General features: G+C 66.9%; 17 protein-coding genes. 10 read left to right on the forward strand and 7 right to left on the reverse strand.

All coding sequences use genetic code 11. The annotated features are described in order from the left end of the window. The 4 genes from ACTHNC_RS13265 to ACTHNC_RS13280 all read right to left on the reverse strand — a co-directional run bounded on the left by ACTHNC_RS13265 (nucleotide 1) and on the right by ACTHNC_RS13280 (nucleotide 5,846). Nucleotides 1-1,221 (reverse strand): glycosyltransferase family 4 protein, encoded by a 1,221-nt coding sequence (locus ACTHNC_RS13265; protein ID WP_440295080.1) that lies wholly within the window; start codon nucleotides 1,219-1,221, stop codon nucleotides 1-3. Beyond that, nucleotides 1,104-3,665 (reverse strand): AMP-binding protein, encoded by a 2,562-nt coding sequence (locus ACTHNC_RS13270; RefSeq protein ID WP_440295081.1) that lies wholly within the window; start codon nucleotides 3,663-3,665, stop codon nucleotides 1,104-1,106. The genes ACTHNC_RS13265 and ACTHNC_RS13270 overlap by 118 nt, the downstream gene beginning before the upstream one ends. A 134-nt stretch (nucleotides 3,666-3,799) precedes the next feature. Further along, a complete protein-coding gene (locus ACTHNC_RS13275; protein WP_440295082.1) occupies nucleotides 3,800-4,618 on the reverse strand; it encodes an ABC transporter permease in 819 nt (272 codons plus the stop codon). Nucleotides 4,619-4,622: 4 nt separating this feature from the next. Continuing rightward, on the reverse strand, nucleotides 4,623-5,846 hold the full coding sequence (locus ACTHNC_RS13280; RefSeq protein WP_440295083.1) for an ABC transporter ATP-binding protein: 1,224 nt from the start codon (nucleotides 5,844-5,846) through the stop codon (nucleotides 4,623-4,625). A 98-nt stretch (nucleotides 5,847-5,944) separates the two neighbouring features. Between ACTHNC_RS13280 and ACTHNC_RS13285 the strand changes: the two genes are divergently transcribed. From ACTHNC_RS13285 to ACTHNC_RS13310, 6 genes are read left to right on the forward strand one after another with little or no spacing between them, the layout of a single operon-like run. Beyond that, the gene (locus ACTHNC_RS13285; RefSeq protein ID WP_440295084.1) at nucleotides 5,945-6,997 is read left to right on the forward strand and encodes a glycosyltransferase family 4 protein; all 1,053 of its coding nucleotides are present in this window, start codon (nucleotides 5,945-5,947) and stop codon (nucleotides 6,995-6,997) included. 17 nt (nucleotides 6,998-7,014) lie between these two features. Further along, complete coding sequence (locus ACTHNC_RS13290) at nucleotides 7,015-8,211, forward strand: glycosyltransferase family 4 protein (protein WP_440295085.1); 1,197 nt, start codon at nucleotides 7,015-7,017, stop codon at nucleotides 8,209-8,211. 55 nt (nucleotides 8,212-8,266) lie between these two features. Further along, nucleotides 8,267-9,676 (forward strand): O-antigen ligase family protein, encoded by a 1,410-nt coding sequence (locus ACTHNC_RS13295; protein ID WP_440295086.1) that lies wholly within the window; start codon nucleotides 8,267-8,269, stop codon nucleotides 9,674-9,676. A 30-nt stretch (nucleotides 9,677-9,706) separates the two neighbouring features. Continuing rightward, nucleotides 9,707-12,766 (forward strand): glycosyltransferase, encoded by a 3,060-nt coding sequence (locus ACTHNC_RS13300; protein WP_440295087.1) that lies wholly within the window; start codon nucleotides 9,707-9,709, stop codon nucleotides 12,764-12,766. A gap of 35 nt (nucleotides 12,767-12,801) precedes the next feature. Next, entirely contained in the window at nucleotides 12,802-13,911 is a 1,110-nt protein-coding gene (locus ACTHNC_RS13305; protein ID WP_440295088.1) for a glycosyltransferase, read from the forward strand. Nucleotides 13,912-13,933: 22 nt separating this feature from the next. Continuing rightward, entirely contained in the window at nucleotides 13,934-15,049 is a 1,116-nt protein-coding gene (locus ACTHNC_RS13310; protein ID WP_440295089.1) for a glycosyltransferase, read from the forward strand. Between the two features lie 11 nt (nucleotides 15,050-15,060). Here the strand turns inward: ACTHNC_RS13310 and ACTHNC_RS13315 are convergent, their stop codons facing one another. Further along, the gene (locus ACTHNC_RS13315; protein WP_440295090.1) at nucleotides 15,061-15,693 is read right to left on the reverse strand and encodes an arsenate reductase/protein-tyrosine-phosphatase family protein; all 633 of its coding nucleotides are present in this window, start codon (nucleotides 15,691-15,693) and stop codon (nucleotides 15,061-15,063) included. 2 nt (nucleotides 15,694-15,695) lie between these two features. Next, nucleotides 15,696-17,645 carry a polysaccharide biosynthesis tyrosine autokinase gene (locus tag ACTHNC_RS13320; RefSeq protein WP_440295091.1) on the reverse strand — a complete coding sequence of 650 codons (1,950 nt, stop codon included), beginning with the start codon at nucleotides 17,643-17,645 and terminating at the stop codon, nucleotides 15,696-15,698. A 3-nt stretch (nucleotides 17,646-17,648) separates the two neighbouring features. Between ACTHNC_RS13320 and ACTHNC_RS13325 the strand changes: the two genes are divergently transcribed. Both ACTHNC_RS13325 and ACTHNC_RS13330 read left to right on the forward strand, forming a co-directional pair. Continuing rightward, nucleotides 17,649-19,289, forward strand: coding sequence for a sensor histidine kinase (locus ACTHNC_RS13325; RefSeq protein WP_440295092.1), 1,641 nt, complete (start codon nucleotides 17,649-17,651; stop codon nucleotides 19,287-19,289). After that, nucleotides 19,286-20,485, forward strand: a complete 1,200-nt coding sequence (locus ACTHNC_RS13330; RefSeq protein ID WP_440295093.1) for a diguanylate cyclase domain-containing protein — start codon at nucleotides 19,286-19,288, stop codon at nucleotides 20,483-20,485. Before ACTHNC_RS13325 ends, ACTHNC_RS13330 begins: the two co-directional genes overlap by 4 nt. Here the strand turns inward: ACTHNC_RS13330 and ACTHNC_RS13335 are convergent. Next, the gene (locus ACTHNC_RS13335) at nucleotides 20,463-20,891 is read right to left on the reverse strand and encodes a hypothetical protein (protein ID WP_440295094.1); all 429 of its coding nucleotides are present in this window, start codon (nucleotides 20,889-20,891) and stop codon (nucleotides 20,463-20,465) included. The genes ACTHNC_RS13330 and ACTHNC_RS13335 overlap by 23 nt on opposite strands. Before the next feature lie 401 nt (nucleotides 20,892-21,292). Here ACTHNC_RS13335 and ACTHNC_RS13340 point away from each other — a divergent pair, with 401 nt between their 5' ends. Together ACTHNC_RS13340 and ACTHNC_RS13345 are read left to right on the forward strand one after the other, a co-directional pair. After that, nucleotides 21,293-22,756: a glycosyltransferase family 2 protein gene (locus tag ACTHNC_RS13340; RefSeq protein WP_440295095.1), complete on the forward strand. Its 1,464-nt coding sequence runs from the start codon at nucleotides 21,293-21,295 to the stop codon at nucleotides 22,754-22,756. After that, nucleotides 22,753-23,136 carry a hypothetical protein gene (locus ACTHNC_RS13345; protein WP_440295096.1) on the forward strand — a complete coding sequence of 128 codons (384 nt, stop codon included), beginning with the start codon at nucleotides 22,753-22,755 and terminating at the stop codon, nucleotides 23,134-23,136. The genes ACTHNC_RS13340 and ACTHNC_RS13345 overlap by 4 nt, the downstream gene beginning before the upstream one ends. Nucleotides 23,137-23,178 lie beyond the last annotated feature (42 nt).

Genomic DNA, 23,178 nt, shown 5'->3' on the forward strand with positions numbered 1-23,178 from the left:
TCATGACGATATCGGTCCGACGGTCGCGCGCCGTCGTGCATGAGAGCGCAGCCAGTCGTCGATGGGTCCCGCTGCGGCATCCCAGGTCATCTGCGTCAGCGCGATTGCGCGAGCCGGCGATGGTGCCGGCTCGATGGACCTCCGCCGAAGTCGCTCGACGATCCATTCCGCCCATTCGCGTTCGTCGTCGGAGACGAACGCCGGGGGTGCTTCGAACGCGCTGGCGCCGTCGGCCGTCGCGACGACGGCAGCGCCGGTCGCGAGAGCCTCTGCGAACTTGACGGAAGCGCCGACGCCGTCCTTCACGGGCACGGCGACGACCGATGCCGCAGAGGTGAAGTCGTAGAGGTAGGGGACCCTGCCGACGAATCGGATGCCCGATGGCCACCAGGAGGTGTCGTCGACGCCGCTGCCAGCCACCAGGGTGACCGCTTCCGGTACCCGGTCGACGACGTGAGGCCACACCCCCCGCACGTACCACTCGAGTCCTAGGCGGTTCGGATGCCAGGACCAGCTGCCGAACAATGCGACGAACGCCTGGTCTCTGGGGAAGCCGGCGTCCGGCCATTCCGCGGGATCGACCCCCAGCGGAGCGGTGAACGCCTTGCCCGATGCCTCCGGGTGCGCGGCGATGAGGCGGCGCGTCTCGACCGCCGAGCACGTCATCACACCGTCGGCTGCGCGGATCGCGTGAACCTCCATGCCTCGCGCCTGTTCCGCGAGCGCAGCCCTGCCTGCTGCGTGGTGCCAGTGGCTCATGACGTTGTGGATGTCGAGCAGCACGGGCGCGCTCACATGGTCGGGAAGCAACCAGAAGGACTCGTGGTGAGATACGACGATGGCATCCCACTCCGCTGAGCCGATCGTTCTCCGCATGCGTCGCACCAGGTGCCGTGACATGCGCCCGAACAGCCCCAACCGCGGCCGGATCACCGGGACGATCGTGCGTATGCTCGCATCGCTCTGCCCAGCGGTGGGCACCAGCACGGTGACGTCGTGGCCACGGGCCACCAGCGAATTGATCTGATGGAACTGCCTTCGTTGCCCGCCTTGACCGTCACGTGACGGCGTCTCCGCGCTGACCCACAGGATCCGCACCCGGGTCACCGCGTCCCGACGTGGTCGGAGACCTTCGCCGCCAGCTCCGTCACATACGGCCGCCTGAGCATGGACAGGTGATCGCCGGGCACGGGGACGATCGTAGCCGGCGTGCTGAACCATCGCTCAGCCGCAGTCGCCGGCGTTCCCTCCGCCAAGTAGACGTAGGCGTTCTGCAGGGCGAGCGGATGCCGCAGACGATAGCGTCGCGCGGCCGACGCGCCGGCCTCGAACCAGGGGTGGAAGCGGCCGTCGGATTGCACGCGGCGCCAGAACGAGCGAGTGGCGAACGGGTAGCGCTGAGACAGCTCGCCCCGGAGCCGTCCGACCGCCGAACGATGTTCGCTGCCGGCCGCGTTCGACGTCAGCAACGAGGAGAGGATGGCCGAGCGTTCGATCGTGGACGCATCCGGCGGGTCGAGAAGGCCGAGGAAGGCCACGGCCTCGCCGTCGGCGACGAGTCGGCGCGCGACCTCGAAGGCGACGATCGAACCGAGAGAGTGTCCCATGATCGAGTACGGGCCGGACGGCTGAACTCTCCGCATGGTGCGCAGATAGCGCCGCGCCATCTGCCCGACCGTTCGGTCGGGGAACGCGCTTCCCTCCAGCCCGTGGGCCTGGATGCCGTACACAGGTCTTCCGAGGTGCAGCTGTTGCGCGAGTTCCCGAAGTTGCAATGCGAGTCCGCCGGCTCCGCTGATGGCGAAGATCGGGCATCCCTCGCCCGGTGCGAGCATCGTCATGACACCGTCGACCAGGTGCTCTGCGTTGCCGTGCGGCAGACGTGCGAGCTGGGCGGCGGTCGGATTCTGCATGATGGTCGCCGAAGAGATCTGCAGGTCCAGCTGGTCTTCGAGGATGGCGACCATCTCCTCCACGGCGAGCGAGTCGAGACCGAGCTCGAAAAGGTCGTCGTCGACCCCGATCGCCTCGAGGCCGAGAGTGGCGGCCGCGACGTCGGCGATCGCCTCCTCGTATTCGTACTTGCGCACGCTCGCCGGGGCCGCGGGTGGAGGTGGGTCCGGCAGACGTAGACGGTCGATCTTGCCGTTGGGATTGCGTGGGAGCGCGGTCAGCTCGAGCACCTGGCCGGGCACCATGTAACTCGGGAGTTCGGTGGCGAGGCGTCGACGGATCTCAGCCCCGGAGACCCACGCGTTGAGGGTCGGAACCACATACGCCACGAGGGCCGTCGTGCCGTCCCCCCTGACAGATGGCCGTCCGACCACGACTACGTCGTCCACCTCGCCTGTAGCGCGGATGTGCGACTCCACTTCGGCCGGCTCGACGAGATACCCGCGCACTTTCACCATGTTGTCCGCGCGTCCGAGGTATTCGAGTTGGCCTTCGGCATTCCAGCGACCGAGATCGCCGGTGTTGTATGACCGGCGGCCGTCTTCGAGCGTCGTGAAGCGAGCGGCCGTGGAGGCGGCATCCCGCCAGTACCCGCCGGACATGTGCTGAGCGGCGAGATGGATGACGCCCGACTGCATCGCTTCCGTGACGACCCGGCCATCTTCTCCGACGAGAACGACCTCGCGCCCCTCGGCGGGCACCCCGACCGGCAGGAAGGTCTGCTGGGGGAGCACGAAATCGCGGTTCATGACGAGGCTCGCAACTCCCCACGCCTCCGAGGAGCCGAGTGAGTTCGCGATGATGCAGTCATCGCATGTGAAGCCGCGCACCAAGGCCACATCGCGCGTGAGCACCGCTTCGCCCCCGAGGAGCACGCGCCGAACGGACTCAAAGACGTGGCCCTGCTTTACCGACTGCGCGAGACTCCGCACGATGAACGGAGTCGCACCGATCTCTGTGATCCTGTCATCATCGATGCGCGCCGCGAGGGTCTCGACGCCGAGCACTCGCGGATCGTGGAGGTGGAGCTCGCTGCCGACCGTCAGGGTACGGGCGAGCAGCCCGAGCCCGAACACGAATCCAAGCGGCACCGGGCACAGCACCCGTTCGTCGTTGCCGCCGGCGATCCCTCCAGCAGCCATCGCCGCCGCGAAGGCGACTGAGCCGATGATGACCCCCTTGGGTCTACCGGTCGACCCCGAGGTGAAGACGATCGACAACGGAGCTTCGTCGGCGAGTGGTGCGGAAACGAAAGGCGGAACGTCGGCCTCCGGTTTTCCAGCTATCGGAATCCGGATGCCCGTGTCGGCCCCGACGAGCTCGATCTGCGCCTCGCGGTCGGCCGCGTACAGCGTCGCGGAAGGCTGCGCCACCCCCGCGATGCCCTGCATCCGGCCGGCGGGAGTCGTGCCGTCGAGCATCACGACAGGTCTGCCACACTTCGCGACGGCGAGGAATGCGGCTACCGCGGTTGTGTCGTGGCCGGAGAGCACCATGACCGGATCGGTGCCGCTGCCCACGGCAGCATCGAGCTCGGCCGCGATGGCGTCGGACCAGCGGTCGATCTCTCGATACGTGAGTCGGGCTACCGGGTCGGCGACCGCGATGTCGCCGCCGTGCAGCCTTATGGTCTCTGCGACCAAGTCCATGAAGTGGACGGGGCGCGCGGCGACATCCGTTCCGACCTCGAAGTCCTCGCTCATAGGCTTCATGCCGTCCCCCTTGCGGTGTCGCCCAGCGCTCGTCATGAGCGTGCTGTGTCCGGTGCGATTCCATCCGAAACCTGAGGATTCTTAGGATAGGCCGATTCGAGGTTCCTGTGACCTGCCTACGAGCACCGGGATGATCAGATGATGTCGGCGAACTCCCGCTCGTGGCTTTGGAAGTACAGCACGCCGGCGAAGAAGACGGCGACCGAGACGACCACCAATCCGACGACCTGCCAGGCAGCAGGAGGGGTCGTGCCGACCAAAGACCAGCGGAACGCCTCGAGAAACCAGGTGATGGGGTTGATGTCGAAGATCCAGCGGAGCCGGTCGGGAACCGAGGACAGTGCGTACGCTACGGGGCTCGCGTAGAGCAGGATCTGCAGGAGCCACGGAAGGATGTAGCCGACGTCCCGGTACTTGACCATCATGGCCGCCGCGATCATGCCGATTCCCTCTCCCAGGAGAGCGATGAGGACCACCCACACCGGGATGAGCAGAACGGGCAGCCCGGGATTCACGTGGTAGACGAAGAGCAGGATGATGCCGACTCCGAGGCCGATCGCGAAGTCGAGCAGCACGCTGGCGACCGAGGAGAGTGGCACGAGTATTCGAGGGAAGAACACCTTGGAGACCAGCGCCTGGTTGGACAGCAGGGACGCGGAGGATCTCGTGAGGGCTCCGTTGAAGAGGTTCCATGGCAGCATGCCCGCCAGCGAGAACAGGAAGTACGGGAGCCCGTCGCTGGAGAGCTTCGCGACCGTTCCGAACACCAGTGAGAAGACCCCGGCGGACAGCACCGGCTGGATGATGACCCACGCGACCCCGAGGACCGTCTGTCGGTAGCGCACGATGATGTCACGGTGCGCCAAGCGGAACACGACCTCCCTCGCCTGCCACAGGTCGGACCAGCGCGGGAGATTGAACCGTCGAGGCGGCTCGATGACCATCGTCTTCATCGCGTCAATCCATCTCGTACTGGAAGTCGGACAGCACCACGCCGGCTGAGATCGCGTCGGTCGTCGCGCTTGATTCGTAACCCAGATCGGGCATCACTTCGAACCTCCATGCCCCGTCCCAGACGTCGAGCATGTTCTCTGCCTGGCATGCGAAAATGTCTACAGAGTATGTGCCGGGCTTGAGCCAGAGGTTCTTGATCTCGAGTCGGCCGGTGTGACGCCGATCGGCGCTCATCGTCTTGCCGTTCAATCGGGAGTCGCACTGCACGATCACGGTTCCCTGGTCGTCGACGATGTGCGCCGAGACCCAATAGTCGCTCACAGCCAGCGCCGACGTCGTCGCGGGCACGTCGAAATGCACCGCGATGGTGCCACCGGAGGCGACGTGATCGTCATCCATCCAGACCCGATCGAATCGGACGCCCCCGGATCCCTGGCGATTCGCCGGGTCCGCCTGGTGCTGCGCATAGCGATCGAAGCTGGCCGTGTAAGCCTGCAGGGTCGAGTCGACCGAACCGTGGTGCGTGAGCCGACCTCTTTCGAGAAGGATCGCGGAGGTGCACAGTGTCTTGACCGTCTGGAGCATGTGGCTCACGTAGAGAACCGTTCGACCCTCTTTCGCGGCCTGGCGCATCTTGTCGAGGGACCGTCGCTGGAAATCCGCGTCGCCGACGGCGAGCACCTCGTCGATCGCCAGGATCTCCGTCTCGAGGTGGGCCGCGACGGAGAAGGCGAGCCGGACGTACATGCCGGAGGAGTATCGCTTCACAGGCGTGTCGAGGAAGCGCTCCATGCCCGAGAACTCGACGATCGCGTCGAACTGGCGAAGGATCTCGGCGCGGGTCATGCCGAGCAGGGCACCATTCAGGAAGATGTTCTCGCGCCCGGTGAGCTCGGGGTGGAACCCCGTGCCGACCTCGAGAAGGCTGCCCATCCGGCCGCGGAACTCGATCCGCCCTCGGGACGGCGCTGTCACTCTCGTGAGGATCTTGAGAAGGGTGGACTTGCCTGCACCATTCCGGCCGACGATGCCGAGGGCCTCGCCCTGGGGGATCTCGAAGTTGACATCGTCGAGAGCATCGAATCGTTTGTAGTCGTTCGATGTCTGCTGCGGACGCAGACGCGCCAGCACGGCCTCTGCCAGCGTCGAGTGGCTGGCGTTGCGTACCCCCAGCCGATACGTCTTGCCTATGTTTTCCGCCTTGACGGCGAAGTCGCTGTGCCCCACGGGGATCAGCCTATCCACGCGACTGACCCGATCCGCTCTCGGCGTGGCACGGCCGCGTTAGACTGACGCCTCGTGTCGCCCGACGGCGAAGGAGGCGCATGAACCTGCTCGCGATTGCGACGGTGGCGACGGCGGAGCCGATGGGTGCGCAGGTGTACGAACGCGAGGTCGTCTCCCGTGCGGCGTCCGCATTGGCCGCCGGTCCGGCCGAATGGTCGATCGAAAGGGTCGTAACCCGTTCGTTGCGGTCGGATCTGGCCGGCGATCGCCGCGTCCCGGTGGGGATGCTCGAGCGCAGCGGCCTTGGCATCCGTCGTACCATCGGCCGGCTGCTTTATCCCAGACGTTCCCTGGTGCATCGCATGAGCCTGATGCTCCCGCCTGCCCCGCACGAGGTGGTCACGCTGCACGACGTGGTCGCCTGGCGATTCCCCGACGAGGGCACGCCGATCGCCAGCGCTCCCGACGAGCTGCGCGCCGCTGCTGCCGTCGTGTGCGTCTCCGAGGCGACTGCCGTCGACGCTGCCGAGATGTTCGGCCTCGACAACACCCGCGTCGTGCACCTCGGCGTCGATGCCCGCTTCCACAACCCCGAACCGCTTGACCGTGCGACGCTCGAGCGGATGGGGATCTCCGGGAGATACGTTCTGCATGCCGGCGGTGCCAGTCGTCGCAAGAACCTCGACGCGCTCGCCGAAGCCTGGCGACTGCTCGGCCCTGCGCATCCCGACGTAACGCTCGCGCTGTCCGGTCCAGCCCACCCTCGCCGAACCGAGCTCTTCAGTCGGCTTCCCCGCGCCGCGCTGCTCGGTCGCGTCGACGGGAGACTCCTGCCTGGGCTGATCGCTGGCGCGGAGGCCGTGGTCGTGCCGTCGTTGCACGAGGGGTTCGGCCTGCCGGTTCTCGAGGCTATGGCCGCAGGCACGGTGGTCGTCGCTGCCGAGACGAGCTCGCTCCCCGAGGTCGCGGGTGGCGCGGCCGTTCTGGCGGCCCCGACTGGCGCGGGAATCGCCGAAGGCCTCGCCGCGGTGCTCGACGGCGATATCGACCGCAGCGAGTTCCTAGCGAGAGGGCGCGCCCGAGCATCCGAGTTCACGTGGGAGCGATGCGCGGCCGAGCACGCGGCGATCTGGAACGACGCCGCCCGCTGAACCCCTACGATGTCGGCATGACGGCAGAAGGCGACGAGCATGCGCGCGTGACGCCGATTTATCACCTGATCACGCCGGGCGATCATTTCTCGCCCCGTACCGGTTCCGCCATCCCCACGGTCGTGCACGGACTGGCGACCGGTGCTCGAGCCGGGGGCGACGCCGGTCGCTATCCGCAGCACGTCGTCGTGCAGGACGATACCTATGTCCCCCGGTACGAGTCCGCGATCCCGGTCGGATACGTGGGGCAGCGCGCGCCGGGCTCGCGAGCTCGCCTCGCCGATGCCGCGCTCGCGCGACTGGGCATGCCGCGTCGCAGTGCTGTCGCCTACTTCCGGCCGGCGACCGAGAGCTTGCGCGACCGGCCGCCGGGCGTCGTGCTCGCGCACAACGCTCCCGTCGTGCCGTGGCTTCTGCGAGACCAGCAGCACGACACGGTGCTCTACGCGCACAACGACGTGCTGCGCAGCTATTCCCGAGCGGAGGCTTCGCGCGTTCTCGGCGATGTTGGCCGCATCGTGAGCGTGAGCGATTCGCTCGCGGCGCAACTGCGCGAGCACCTTCCGCGTTCGCTGCACGAACGAGTGCGCACCGTCGTCAACGGTGTAGACGCCGAGCAGTTCGTTCCAGCTCCGATCAGGTCACCCGGGCCGCTCCGCGTCATGTTCCTCGGGCGGGCCATTCCCGAGAAGGGCGCAGACATCCTGCTCGAGGCGGCCGCTCTCATCGACAGAAGCGATCTCGAGTTCGTCGTCGTCGGAAGCCACGGCTTCGACCCCGCCGCGGTTCTCTCAGAGTACGAACAACGGCTTCGCCTGCTCGCCGATCGCGCCCGTGGGACCGTCAGGTTCGAGCCTTTCGTCGAACGGAGCCGTCTCCCTGCGCTGGTTCAGCGTGCCGACATCCTGGTCATCCCGTCGCGCTGGCCGGATCCCTGTCCATTGACCGTAGGGGAGGGGATGGCGGCTGGGCTTCCGATCGTGGCGGCGCGCAGCGGAGGGATCCCGGAACTGCTCGGCGACGCCGGCGTGCTCTTCGATCCGGCGCGGCCCGAGGAGTTGGCGGACGCCATTGCAGTGCTCGCCTCTGACCCTGGGTTGCGTGACCGGTACGGGACGGCGGCCAGAGCCCGTGCAGTCGAGCGCGACTGGGCCTGGGCATGGCGGCACCTCGCCGAGGTAATCGACGAGTTCCGTGTCGTTCGCGCCCCGTGAACGGGGTAGGGAGCAGCGGCGTCCCCGGGCACCGGAGACGACCTAGCATGTGTGCATGGACCGCGCCAAGCTGAGGGTCTCGGCGATCGCCCCCTCGCTGGTGGCCGTCGGTGCCTTCGCCGTCGTCATCGGCGTGGCCATCGGGGTTCTCAGTGTGCGCAGCAGTCTCCTGGCACTCGTGGTCGGCGTCGTGGTACTTCTGGCAGGGGTCGCCGCCAGCGACGCGACCATCATCCCGGTGCTCGCCGTGCCCGCCACGCTCGTCCTGACCCGCGTAGGCGGTGCGTTCAGCGTCTCCGACGTGGTGCTCGCCGTGGCGTCGGTGGTCTCGTTGTTCGCGCTCCGGGGTCGCGGCTCGGCCATTCTCCGGCCGCTGATCTGGGCCGGCGTGTCCTATCTCGCCACCGCGATCCCGACGCAGATCCTCAACCCCTACTCGGCGAACGTCATCGAGTGGGTGCACGAGGTCTTCCTCGTGCTCGGCAGTCTCATCGTCGGTTTCGTCATCGGGCGTGCGGACCGCGCTCGTCTGGCGCTGACGCTCTACGTTCTCGGATGCTGCGGCATCGGCGTCGTCACGATCGCCGTGTCGCTTGTGACCTACCTGCACACCAAGACGTTCCAGCCCGTCTTCCTCACCGATCTCAACAAGAACACCATCGGCGGCATGTTGGGGGCGGCAGCCGTGATCGCCTTCGCCCGTCCCGTGTGGCTGCGGTGGAGCCCGGGGTGGTCGTGGCTCGTGGTGATCATCTCAACGCTCGGCGTCGTGGCCGCCCAGTCCAGGCAGGGTCTCGTCGGCGAGATCGTCGGCATCCTGATCGTGAGCATCAGAGCCAGGCCGCAGACCGGTCGGAGAGTGCGCATCGTCTGGCTGGCCGCCATACCCGGCGTCGCCTGGGTCGTCAGTCAGCTCACGTCGCAGCTGGCATCGGACAACCAGTTCAACTCGGCCCACCAGCGCGTCGACTGGTACGCCCAGTCGTTCCAGATCTGGCTGAAGTCACCTATCTTCGGCGTCGGCATGCGCTGGTGGTACACGGACCGGTTCTCAGGGCAGTACCAGTCGTTCCAGCCGCCGAACGCCGAGCTAGAGGTGCTGACGACGGTGGGCATATTCGGGCTGATCGGGTTCCTCACGCTGTTCGCGGTCGCCTGTTGGTACCTCTGGAAGATGGACCCGGCATACGGCACCGTTGGCGTCGCGGTCGTCGCGATGCGTTTCACCCAGGCGCAATTCGACCTCTACTGGGTCGCCGGGCAGGCGTCGCTGCTCTGGATCATTGCCGGAATCTGCTACGGGGTGAAGGCTCACGACGACGAGCGCCGAGCCAGAGGCGAGCCGGTGGCGTGGGAGCAGCCGCCCAAGATCGCACGCGGCCGCGGCATGCGTAGCACCACGATTCTGTCGCCGGTCGTATCGGCACGGAAGGCGATGCCGTCGGCGCCGACGCCGTTAAGGTAAGAGAATTCGTCACCGACCCCGAGGCCAGCCATGAAGGTGCTCCGTATCGCCCACCACGCCGTCGTGGCGGAATGGCGCGAACGGGAGCGCGAGCTCAGGAAGCAGGGCGTCGATGTCGAGCTCGTCTCTGCCACTGTCTGGAACGAGGGCGGCCGGGATGTGCGCTTGGACCCAGGTGACGACGACTTCGTGCGCGGTGCACGGACCATCGGTCGGCATCCAAGCGTGTTCGGGTACGACCCTCGCCCGATCTGGCGTGCGATCGGCCGCGATCCCGATCTGATCGACCTGCACGAGGAGCCGAATGCGCTCGCCACCGCAGAGGTTCTGCTGCTTCGACGGCTCCGCGGTTGCAAGGCGCCCTACCTGCTCTACTCGGCGCAGAACATCCGCAAGAGGTATCCGTTGCCATTCCGGTGGTTCGAACAGGTGGCTCTGCGCGGAGCCGCCGCCGCGTACGTCTGCAACTCCGAGGCCGGGCAGATCCTGGTATCGAAGGGGCTCGAGGGACCGGCGGTGGAGATTCCCCTCGGCGTCGACGTGCGCATCTTCGAGCCGGTCGACCGGCATCCGCCCTCGGCCGGCACGAAGACGATCGGTTACGTGGGAAGACTGGAATCGCACAAGGGGGTCGACGTGCTGCTCCGCGCGGTCGCGGAGCACGACGAGTGGTGTCTGCGCGTGAGCGGGGAGGGTCCGCAGCGCCCGGAGCTCGAGCGCCTGGCGGAGAGCCTCGGCATCGCGCACCGCGTGCGATTCGAGGGATTCGCTGCCGGGCAGCAACTGGCAGCTCGCTATCGGGAGCTCGACGTCGTCGCCGTGCCCTCACTGCCCCGGCCGAATTGGCTCGAGCAGTTCTGTCGGGTCGCGGTCGAGGCGATGGCATCCGGCGTGCCCGTGGTGGCGAGCGGCTCGGGAGCGATCCCCGACGTCGTCGGCGATGCCGGCATACTCATTCCACCCGGCGACCCGCACACTCTGGCCGTCGGGATCGCGGATGCTCTCCAACCCGAACGCTGGAATGAGCTGAGGAAGCGCGGGCTCGAGCGATCTGCACGATTCACCTGGCAGAACGTGGCGACCATGCAGCGCGGGCTCTACGAGTCCGTCATTCGGGGGGAGGACTACAGCGGGGTGCCTGCGCCGCACGTGCTGATCGTCGCGTACGGTTCGCCCGAACCGCTCGAGGGCTGCCTCGCAGCACTCGGCAACACGTTCCCGGTGACCATCGTCGACAACTCCTCGCTGCCCGACACTCGGGCCGTGGCCGAGCGGCACGGCGCGCGATACATTGACGCCGGCAGCAATCTGGGATTCGCGGGAGGGGTCAACCGCGGGCTCGACGCGATCAAGGCATCCGGGGATGTGCAACGCGACGTGCTTCTGCTGAACCCCGACGCCCGCATCGGCGGTGAAGGTGTCGAGCGCATGCACCGCCTCCTGCATTCCGCTGCACGTATCGCCGCCGTCGGTGCCACCCAGACGAACCCGGAGACCGGTGAGCGGGTACGCGTGTGGTGGCCGTTCCCGACCCCTGCTGGAGCCTGGATCGAGGCCGTCGGCCTCGGAGGGCTGCGGCGCGCCCACGACTTCGCCATCGGGTCGGCGCTGCTCCTGCGACGCGCGGCCCTTGACGACATCGGCCGCCTCGACGAACGGTTCTTCCTCTATGCGGAAGAGACGGACTGGCAGCGACGGGCACGCTCGCACGGCTGGCGCATCGCCGTGGCCGACGTTGCGGCCACGCACGAGGGCGCCGGAACGGGCGGCGACCCGCGCACTAGGGAGCGGCACTTCTACGGGAGCGCGGAGCGTTACATCCGCAAGCACTACGGCGCTATCGGGTGGCAGGTCTACCGCCTAGGCGTCTTCCTCGGTGCAGCAGTGCGCGCGGCCGTGCTGCCCGGCGAACGCGGTGCAGCGGCGCGCAGGAGAGCCGCGCTCTTCCGGCTCGGCCCGGTGCGGGTGGAATCCGGAATCGTGGGGCGTGAGCGCGCGGTTCGACGCGCACGGCGTCGGCACGATGCGCTGCACGTGGTCCACGTCGTGTGCTCTGAGGCGTTCGCGGGCGTCGAGCGTTACGTGCTCCAGTCGGCACTCGCCCTCCAGGAGACAGGATGCCGTGTGACGGTCGTCGGCGGCGGCTCCGACACCATGGGGGCCGCGCTCCGTGCACGGGGTATCGCGTGGTATCGCGGGTCGACGATGCGTACTGCCTTCAGTGCACTGCGGCGGATCCCGGATGCCGACGTCATCCTCACGCATATGACTCTGGCCGATCTGGCTGGAGTCGCCGCTGGCGCGCTCGGGCACGTTCCGGTCGTGAGCGCGAGGCACTTCGCCGCCCGTCGCGGCGGGAACCCGGTGAACCGCGTACTGGCGTCCGTCGCAGGCAAGCGGGTCTCCGCTCAGCTCGCAATCTCGCAGTTCGTCGCAGAGAACATCGAGGGCGAGAGCGTGATCGTGCACACCGGCGTGCCCGATGCGCCACACATCGACGACGCGAGCAGGCAGCGCATCGTGCTGGCCATGCAGAGGCTCGAGCCGGAGAAGCAGACCGACGTGGCCGTGCGCGCCTGGGCGGCTGCGCACCGCGCGGATGGATGGCGTCTCGTCATCGCCGGTGACGGCTCGGAACGGGAAGCGCTCTGCGCCCTCGCCGCGGAACTCGGCGTTGCCGATTCGGTGGAATTCGTCGGATTCCAGAATGACGTGGGGGAGTGGCTGCGTCGTGCATCCGTGCTGATCGCGCCGACACCTCGTGAAGGACTCGGGCTCACAGTGCTCGAGGCCATGTCGTACGGGCTTCCGGTCGTCGCGGCCGGCGCAGGCGGGCACCTGGAGAGCGTGGGGGGCGTGCCTGATGCTGCACTGTTCCCGGCTGGGGACGTTGATACGGCGGCGCGACTCCTCGACGAGCTCATCGCCGACCCTCGACGTCGCAGCGACTACGGAAGCTCGCTCCGGGCGCGGCAGTCGGAAGCGTTCGGAGTTCCCGCCCAGACCGCAGCGACGCGTGCGCTGCTCGAGTCCGTCGCGCTCGCGCGTCTGTCAGTCGTACGCAACCGCCTAGGGAGAGCGTCCTCGTGAGCAGCGGGTCCGCCGACCGGCCAAGGAGACTCGTCGTGGCCTCACTCGAACCCTGGGATGAGGTCTGGCGGCGCAATCAGTACGTCATCGACGGCCTGCTGCGAGCCGACCGGGAACTCGAAGTGCTGTTCATAGAGCCCGCTGCCGATCCGCTCTTCGCGCTTTCGTCCGGTCGTCGTGCCTCGCGAGGTCGTGGCCTGCGCAGCGCCGACGGGTACGACGGCCGGTTGCGGCTCTACGAACCGACGAAGGCGCTCCCGCGGCGTGCCGGGAGCATCGCCGACCGATTGGTGACGGCCGGCATCCGTAGAGCGGTGTCGCGGCTGGGCTGGCGGGACGGCCTGCTGTGGGTCAACGATCCCGGGCAGTCCGCGCTCGTCGACGTGTTCGGATGGCCCAGTCTCTACGACATGACCGACGACTGGGTGGCAGCGGATCGGGGTGCTCGCGAACACGAGCGCATCGTCGCAGGTGACGCCGCGCTGATGCGCCGCTGTGACGAGGTCGTGGTCTGCTCGACGGGGTTGTCGGATCTTAAGGGCGGCGAGCGCGCCGTCAGACTCATCCCCAACGCGGTCGACGTCGACCGCTATCGTCGACCGCATCCACGGCCGTCCGATCTGCCCGATGGTCCGGTCGCCCTCTACGTCGGAACTCTGCACGAGGATCGACTCGACGTCGACCTGGTGGTTCGAACCGCGGATGCCATCGAGAACGCGACCGTCATGCTGCTGGGCCCTGACGCGCTCACGCCGGCGAACAGCGCGCGATTGAAGGCGCATCCGCGCATCCTGCTGGCCGGTGCAAGGGCACGTGACGACGTGCCCGCCTACCTGCAGCACGCGCACGTGCTGATCGTGCCGCATGTCGTCGACGACTTCACCGAGAGTCTGGACCCCCTCAAGCTGTACGAGTATCGCGCGGTCGGCCGACCGACGGTGAGCACACCGGTCGCCGGCTTCCGGGATGCCGCGGGTGTCGTGGTCGCGCCCCCTAGCCGGTTCGCCTCGGAGGTCGTGACGCGTTTGCAGAGCTGGACCCCCACGGAACAGGGTGTGGACGTTCCGGATTGGCGGGACAGGGTCGCCGAATTCCGCGAGGTGCTGGACTCGCTGCAGGCACGAGCCGGAGGGCCGGTACGGTGAGCCGTTCTCGAAAGCTGCGTGGATGCGGAACGGGGGAGTGCACGTGTCCGGTGTGATCATCCATGAGTGGATGGAGTCAGTGGGAGGCGGCGAGCGGGTGGTGGACGCACTCGCCGCAAGCTTTCCGGATGCCCCCATCATCACCCCGTGGGACGACGTGCCCGATCGTTACGCTCCCGGACGTGTGAGGCAGAGCTGGCTGGCGCGCACTCCGCTGCGCAGGCACAAGGCCGCGTCCATACCGTTCCTGCTCGAGTGGTGGCGTCGGCTGCCTGCCGTGGATGCCGACTGGATGCTGTGCTGCACGCACCTCTTCGCGCACCACGCCAGAATGCTCCCGCCCGAACGCGATGTCCCGAAGTTCGTCTACACCCACAGCCCGGCCAGATACATCTGGGAGCCCGAGATCGACAAGCGCGGAGACGGCCGCCTGGCGCGACTCGCCGCAGCCCCGTTGCGCTCGATCGATCGTCGCCGGGCCCGGGAACCGGAGAAGATCGCTGCGAACAGCAGGTTCGTCGCTGAACGCATCGCCAGGTGCTGGGACCGCGAGAGCACCGTGATCTATCCGCCAGTGGATCTGAGCGTCTTCCCGGGCGGCGACGACGAGCTCACACCTGACGAGCTCACGGTGCTGGACTCACTGCCCACGGGGTACCTCCTGGGGGCGTCCCGTTTCGTTCCCTATAAGCGGCTCGACCTCGCGATCCGAGCGGGGGCCGCGGCCGACCTCCCGGTGGTGATCGCAGGCGATGGCCCCGAGCGGGAGCGGCTCGTTGCGCTCGCTGCTCAGCATCCGGGCCGTGTGACGTTCGTCGCCCGACCGTCGAACGAGTTGCTGCGGGCCCTCTACCGCAGGGCGGCTGTCTTCTTCTTCGGCCCCATCGAGGACTTCGGCATCATGCCCGTCGAGGCCATGGCAGCAGGCACGCCGGTCGTCGGCAACGCCGTAGGGGGCGCGGCGGAAACCGTGCAGGACGGCGCGACGGGTGCGCTCTTCCGATCGACGGATGCCGCCGAGCTGCGGAGAGCGGTCGAGACCGCCATCGCCGTTGACGAGGAGGCGTGCCGTGCTCGCGCCAGACTCTTCGATGGCTCGACGTTCGGCGCCCGCATCGTCGAATGGATGGGCGTCTGAAGCGGTGCCTGCTACTGCGGGCGCGGCGACGGACTGGTGGTAGCTGCGCCGAGACCAGGGATGACCCTCCGCGCGATCCGGTCGATGTCCTGAGTCAGTTCGGCGACCAGTCCTCGCCACGCCTCCGGCGGTCCGTCGACCGGGTCAGCGATGTCGTCATCCGGATGCGAACCGATCATCTCGGACCGCGGCCGTTCGGCGCCCTCTTGCTCGATCCACTCGCGCAGCAGAACGTGCCTTCGAGGCGGATGCTCGTCGAGCCACCGCACGAACTGGGGAAGTGTGAACACGCGGGGCCATAGCTCGGGATCCGCAGCGACGAGCTCGCGCGTGTGCCGTCTGGTCATGGTGAGAATCACGTCCCAGCCGCTGAGACGGCGGATGTCCGCACGTCTGCTGACATGGCCGGACAGGTCGAAGCCGTATTCCTCGCCGACGAGCACGCCGTTCGGGGGAACGGGTCGGCCGCCTTCGATAAGCCCGGCTGACGCGAAGACGAACGGCGCGCCGGAGAAACGGCGACGCGCGATGGCCTCTGCCATCACCGAACGGCACTGGTTAGCGGTGCAGACGAACAAGAGGCTCGTCGCCTCCCGACCGACATCGGGACAAGCGACCTCGTCGGTGTACGACGAGCCGCGCATAATCAGGACTTCTCGTCCTCGGCGGAGTCGCGTCCACCGCGGGCACGGCCGACGCCCGCGTGCTCGTCGGTCGGCTGCTGTCCGCTCTCGGAATCGCCGCGTCGGTCGTTGTCGTCGGGCGCGACCGCGTCCGGCTCGGGATCGCTCACGAGGTTTCGGCGGTCGGGTTCTGCGGATGCAGCTCGAGCGTTGCGCTCGTCGACGAACTGGGCGTCGTCGAGCTCCATGATGTCCGGTGCCGCCTGGATGCGAGCGTCCGACTTACGCGCGGCGGCCGGGCGCCGCCGACCGGACGATCCTGAGCCGTAGTACGCCGAGTACGACTTGGGGATGCGTCGCCTCGACCGGTTCGCCACCAGCCCGATGACGGGGATGCCGTTTCCGGTGAGCGTGTGGACCGTCTCGACGAGGCGCTTACGGCGCGTCCGGCGCACGGATGCGACGAGGACGGCGCCATCGGAGTGGGCCGCCAGCAGGCTGGCGTCGACAATGGCCAAGGAGGGAGGCGAATCGATGATGACGATGTCGCTCATCGAGCGCAGAGTGTCGATGATGACGCCCAGTTTGTCCACGGCGAGCAGATCAGCTGGATCCCACGGCTCCGATCCCGCGGGCAGGATGCTCAGTCCGCGGAACTTCGTCGCGTTCAAGCTGCCCGCGATCTCCGCCGTGCTCGGCGCGACGCCTTTCATCGAGGCGGACTGCAGCAGCTCGGTCAGTCCTGGTCCAGTCGCCACGTCGCCGAAATACGCATCCAGACCCGGCTTGCGCAGGTCGCCGCCGACGAGAATGACCCGCTTGCCGGTGCGAGCCCAGGCGAGCGCCAGATTGGAGGAGATGAACGTCTTGCCGTCTCCGGGCTCGACGCTGGTGAGCACCACCACGTTTCTGGCCTGGGGAAGAAGCACCTGCAGGGTCGTGCGCAGGGCGCGCAGGCCCTCGTTCAGCGCGGTGCGCTTCCGCCCGGCCGCCGGTAGCCAGTCGCCGCGCCGCTGCATCCTTCTGTCGAGACTCAGCTCGCCGAGGGCGGGCGTACCCGTGAGGGCTTCGAGATCATCGTCGTCGCGTAGCCGGTCGTCGAAGGCGTCCCAGATCAGGGCGATACCGATGCCGGCGATGAGGCCGGCCGCGAGCGCCACAGCGAGGGCGACGACCGGACTCGTGCCCTGGAACTCACCGGGCGTTGCCGCCGAGGTGACCGTCAACGGGGAGCCGGCGTTGTCGATCTTCTGCACGGTGTTGTTCGCGCTCGCCAGCGAGCCGATCGCGTTCTGCAGGTTGGACTGGGCGATGGAATTCGCCGGATTGGCGTTGACCTGTGCCTGATAGGTCTCGGCCGATGCCGTCCACTTCGCGGCCTGAGCCTCCGCTGCGCTCTTGGCCTTCGCCGTCTGGCCCGTCAGATATTCGTTGTAGGACTTCGCGACCGCGTCGGCGTGTTTCTGCGCCGCCACGGCGCTGTTTCCGTTCGCCGTGATCGTGATGACCTTGGATTGGCTCTGCGGTGTCGCCTGCGTGACAGTGGAAGTGACCTTCCAGGCGCCGGTGGCCGATGCCGGCTCGCCGACATCTTTGGCCGCGGCATCGAGCACGGCCGGAGAGGTGATGCTGCTCGGATCGAAGTCGACCGATGCCGTGCCGATCTGGCCGCTGGACGAGGCGGCTGCCGCCAACGAGCTCATCCTGACGGTCGTCGACGATGTGTAGACGGGCGTCTGCCGCACGAGGAAAACCGCCGCTGCAGCCACTGCGAGCACGATGACGGCGATAATGAGAAGCCGTCGCTGCCAGATGGCGCTCAAAGCTTGCCGAAATGTCACTTTGTCTCCCGCTGGCGTCCCGACCGCTATCAGACTACCGGCCCATTCCACCGCGGCCCCGAAACGGGGGAGGTGAGGGCGATTGAGTCCCCTTTTCTTCCGGGCGGGACAGACATCCGCCAGTACCATCATGGAGTGGCAGGGGGAACCATCGATGGCGCAGGCGCGCGTGATCGTTCGGTCTTCATCGCACAACTACCCCTGACCGGCTCGGTCGCCATCATCCTGGTCGCTCTGGCGTTGACGGTGCCCGCTCTGCTGAGCTCGCCGGGCATCGTGGTCGGAATCGTGCTCGTGTTCCTCACTACGGGCTTGGCCATTGTGATCCCGTGGCACCGTCTTCCGCGCTGGACCGTCGGCACTCTGCCGCTTGCCGACATGGTCGCGGTTGGCCTGTTGCACCTGCCGACAGGTGATCTCTGGCTTTCAGTGCTCCTGATCCTGCCGGCCGTCTGGCTCGCTTCGGCGTTCGAATACGTGGGCGTCGTCGTGGCAACCGTCACAGGCGGAACGGTCGTGGCCCTGACCGTGATCGCCATCGACGGACTCCGCGGACACTATCTCGTGCCGTTGCTCCTCATGCCGATCTGTCTTGCGTTCGTCGGCGCGACGGTGGCGACTCGAACCCGACGAACGCGCACACAACGCGATCTGCTGCGGCAGCAGGCAGTTCAAGTGGAACGGGCTCTCGAGCGTGCGCAGCGCAACCGACGTGTGCTGAACAGCATCCTCAACACGGTCGATTTCGGAATCATCGGGATCACGTCCAGCGGAAAGCTGCGCCTTGTCAACAACACGGTATCCCGACTGCTCGGTCTCGACCCGCGTGAGCGTGCCCGACCTGTCGCTCTCGCACAGGCGAACGGCGCTACGCCGGTATCCGACGACGAGCATCCACTGACGAGGGCTTCGAACGGGGAGGTCTTCAGCGGCGAGGTGTACTGGCGGCATCCGCCAGACGCGGACCCCATTGCGCTGTCGGTGTCGGCCAGCCAGAACTTCGACAGTGAGGGAAAGCACGCCGGAGCTGTCGTGGTCTTCAGCGACATCACTGCTGAGATCGAGGCACTCGGGGCTCGCGACCGGCTCATTTCGGCGGTCTCGCACGAGCTGCGCACTCCACTGACCTCGATCATCGGCTATCTCGACCTCGCCCTCGACGACGACCGGCTTAACGACGTGACCCGGCGCAACCTCGAAACGGCGCTCAGCAACGCCGAACGGATGCAGCGCCTCGCCGCCGACCTGCTCGCCGCCGCGAGCACGTCTCGGGAAGGTCTTGCAGTTCACACGGAGGTGGTGAATGCCACTGCCATCGCCTTGAGCGCAATCGAGGCCGCACAGCCAGGCGCGGGCGACCGCGGCATCCAGATGATCGAGTTTCTCCCGGAGAAGCTTTCGGTTCTGGCCGACGAGTTCCGACTTCGGCAGGTGCTCGACAACGTGATCTCCAACGCGGTCAAGTACGGTCGCGAGAACGGCTGCGTCACGGTGCGCGCGCGTGATGTGGGTCGCGAACGACTGATCACTATCGCCGACGACGGCATCGGCATCTCACGGTCGGATCAGGAGAGGCTCTTCAGTCGCTACTTCCGTGCACCCGAAGTGCGCGACACGGTTATCGCCGGCACCGGCCTCGGCCTCAGCATCAGCCGGGAGATCATGCGTGCGTTCGGCGGCGACATCCGAGTCAGCAGTGAACTGCGCGAGGGAACGACCGTGACGTTGGTCTTCCCGCTCGCCGCGATAGAAGAGAGCGAGACGAACATCGCATGAGCATTCTCGACGTGCGCACTCTGCTCATCGTCTCCGCCCTGCTCAACACATTTATGGGCGTGCTGTTCAGTGTGGACGCTCTCCATCGGCGATCGGATGTCGCGAGCCGAATCTGGGCCCTCGCATTCATCAACGCGTTCGTCACGACGTTCGCGTACATCGTCGCGCTCGACGATCAGTTCGCATGGTGGGCCATCGGACTCGGGAACGGCACGTTCGTCGGCGTGGTCGCAGCCGTCTGGGCCGGATGCCGCGCCTTCAACGGCAGGCCGCCTCGCCTGTGGATCGCGGGACTGGCGGGGCTCTGCGTAGCGATTTTCGGAGCTGTGCGCGCCATGCAGGTCGGCTTCTGGGGCGGCACTTCCCTGCTCTTCCTCGGGGTCGCCGTGTTCACTGCGCTCGCTGCCGCGGAATGTTTGCGCCGCCCGATGTCGCGCTACCGCAACTCCACCATCCTGGCGACCATCCTGATCGTGGCCGGCATCTACACGGCCGTGCGGCTCGTCGTGTTCCTCGCGATAGGGCCCAACAGCCTTCCCTTCCAGACATATCTCGGCACGGGCGTTGCCACGATGGTGAATATCATTCTGGTCACGGGCGCAGCCTTCTCGATGGCCGCGTTGCGCAGCGAACAGAACGGCGCTCCTTTCGCCGCCTCGGCACGCGCGGCAGCGGCGGATGCGGGCAACCTGGAGCAGCTGCGAGCCATCGTTGCGGAACTCGCAGCGAACGCGCCGTCGCAGCCTGACGTCGCATTCGTACTGGTTGCCGCCGATATCGACAACCTGGGCACCGTCAATGCGCTGTTCGGCAGGGATTTCGGCGATCGTCTCATCGCGGCGCTCGGCACAGCGGTCCGTTCGTCGGCGCCGGAAGGCACGGCAGTAGCGGCAAGTGGAGGGACGTTCATCGTGCTCGCATCGGGCGATGTCGACGACGGCGAGTTCATCGCCGAACGCATCGAGGATGCGCTCGCCGAGGCAGGGCCGTTGGACACCCGGATTCCTGTGCGAGTGAGCGTCACTTACGCGTGGGCGTCCACCGACGGTGACGCGCCAGCGAGTGAACTCTTGGACTCTGTGCTCGAGCAGCTGCGCCACCGCAAGTCTCGACGGTCGAGCGAAGTGGCGTCGACGCGGCGCCTCTTCCGCGTGCCCAAGCGCGCCCGAGCGGCTAGGGGACCAGAGCAATCGTGAGCGGATCGGTCGTCGTCGACTTTGCGAAGCCGCCGGTGGGCACGGCTGTCTGCAGCAACACGTAGGTGAACTGAACACGTAACGATGTGGCGTTCGAAGGCACAGCCGGAATCGTGAAGAGCCCGATGTAGCTGTATGGAGCGCTCACCGCATACCCCGGCTGAACTGTCGCAGCATCCCTCACAGTGATCGGCGACCTCGAGACCTGCGTGTTCCCTTCGTACGCCACCGCCGTCATGGTGACACTGCTCGAGTACACAGGAGAACCGGCGCTGGCGACGAATGAGGCGAACAGGGGCTTGTCGGCTGCGGGCACCCACTGCTCCGGTTTCAACGTGGACCAGTAGGAGACGTCTAGCGTCACTCCGCCGGCCGTGAGTTGTCGCTTGAGCGATCCACTCGCCAAGTCGTTGTGAACCTTCCCCGGGTGTGATGAGGACTGCGTGGGAGTGGGGGAGTGTGAAGCATTCTTCGCCCACGGCGGTGCTCCGCACGCGGACAGCGTCAACGCCGCTGTCACGACAATGGGCAGCGTCATCGCTCTAGAGACTCGCCTCACGTTCGCCCCCAACAGCCTTTTGTCGGCTCGATCCACTCGGCGCCCTCGCGCCCCTTGTGCATCTTTAGCAGACCTTGAGCGTTCGTTAGCGCACCCGCGCTGAGGGCTTGAGCCTTGGCCGCCACAGTTGATTCAGGCGCGACCCGACGCCGAGTGATCGGGCAGGAGACCCGAAGTCCTGCCCGATCACATCCCCCGAAGCACTTGCTCGAACCGCTCTGACCGAAGCCCACAGGAAGCCGCCGCAGATGAGCATCACTCCGATCGACTCGGTGCACGCACCGGTCGAATCCGATACTCGCCCGGTCGAATCAGACATGGAGCAGTACGTGCGGCGCTCCGTCGCCGCCGTCAGGGAACTACCCACCTACCGTCCCCGCATCGGATGCGTGATCCCCGCCTACAACGAGCAGGAGACCATCGCCGCGGTGCTGAAGTCGCTGCTCGCCCAGAGCCGGCTGCCCGACAGCATCCACGTGGTCGTGAACAACACCACGGACAAGACGTTCCGTATCGCATCGAAGTTCGCCGGCAAGCACGAGGTGAAGCGCGGCAAGAAGACCCAGGTGACCGAGGTCTTCGTGCACGACATCGGCAAGAACATCGACAAGAAGGTCGGCGCGCTCAACCACGGCTTCGAGCTCGTGCAGGACTGCGACTACCTGCTCGGCGTCGACGGCGACACCACGCTGCACAAGAACACGGTGAAGAAGCTCGAGGAGGAGATCCTCTCCGACCCGCGTATCGGTGGCATCTCCGCGATCTACAGCATCGACGACTCGACGATCAAGGGACCGATCGCCCGCTTCCTCATCGCCGGTCAGCGTGCGCAGTTCGCGTCCTTCAACATGCAGAACATGCTGCGCGGTCGCAACATGGCGGTGCTCGGCGGTCAGTGCTCGATCTTCTCGATGAAGGTGCTGCGCGAGGTCATGCAGGAGAACCACCAGCGCTCGCCATGGGTGAAGGACAGCGAGGTCGAGGACTCCCTGCTCTCGCTGCAGATCAAGAGCGCCGGATACCTCACCAAGATCAGCGCGACCGCGCGAGCGGATGTCGGCGGCATGACCACCATGCGCGCCCTCGATGGTCAGCAGGTCAAGTGGAACTACGGTGCGATCGATCTGATGTGGCCCGGCCAGCGTGGCGACACGCAGGGCCAGCCGTTCCACCCCAACCTGCGGCTGCGCTGGGCGGAGAACTTCGGCATGGTGATCAACGCGCTCACCCGTCTGATGTTCATCGTGCTCCTCGGCGCTTCGCTGTCGATCCACGCGTTCGTCTTCAGCCCCTGGTGGCTGATTCCGCCGGCCGTCGCGATCCTGCTCAACGTTCGCATCGCCATGTCGATGAAGAACCGGACGGTGCGCGACGTGCTGTTCGCCGCCACCGGTGTACCCGCCGAGATCTACATGTGGATTCGCGTCGGCCACTTCTTCCGCGCCTGGGCGAGGTTCCTCTCCCGCACGCAGACCGACAACTGGGCCAATCAGGCCAAGGCGGAACGTGGCAAGGGATACGGCTACCTGCTTCCCGTGCTCACCGTCGCCGTGATCCTGGTGGCGCTCGGAGTCACCTGGTTCTCGCTGCCCACACTCGTGCAGTCGAGCATCCTCTGGGTAGCGTGGCCCGTGCTGTACGTGATCACGATTCTGCAGACGGCCGTCATGGTGCGGCGCCTGTTCCGCCGCCACCACGGATACAAGGTGTGAACGCGGCACGGCGCAACGAGCGGGAGCTCATCGATGAGTCGGTTCTCACCAGACTCATCGATGAGCTCTACGGGCATCGTGATGCTGTCATACGTTTCGCTGTTTCGTTCGCAGCCGACCTGCCTTCGCGGTGCAGACGAATGCGTACGGCATTCGACAGCGACGATCGTGAGGTTCTCTTCGAAGTGGGGTTGAGCATCCGCACCAGCGCTCAGATGGCGGGTGCCCGGCGATTGGCGAAGGACGCACGTGCCCTGCATGAGGCTGCACGCACCGCTTCGCGCTTCGAGTGCGCACGCGAGGTGGCCGCAGTGGAAGCAACGGCGGCGGTCACAATCCCTGCACTGGAAAGAGCCGCCGACCGCCTCCGGGGCCTTTAGCCCACAGGGTCGGTCGACATGTCGCGGTGCCGACAGGCGGTC

The sequence above is a fragment of the Humibacter sp. genome (assembly GCF_051954055.1).
Lineage (GTDB): Bacteria > Actinomycetota > Actinomycetes > Actinomycetales > Microbacteriaceae > Humibacter.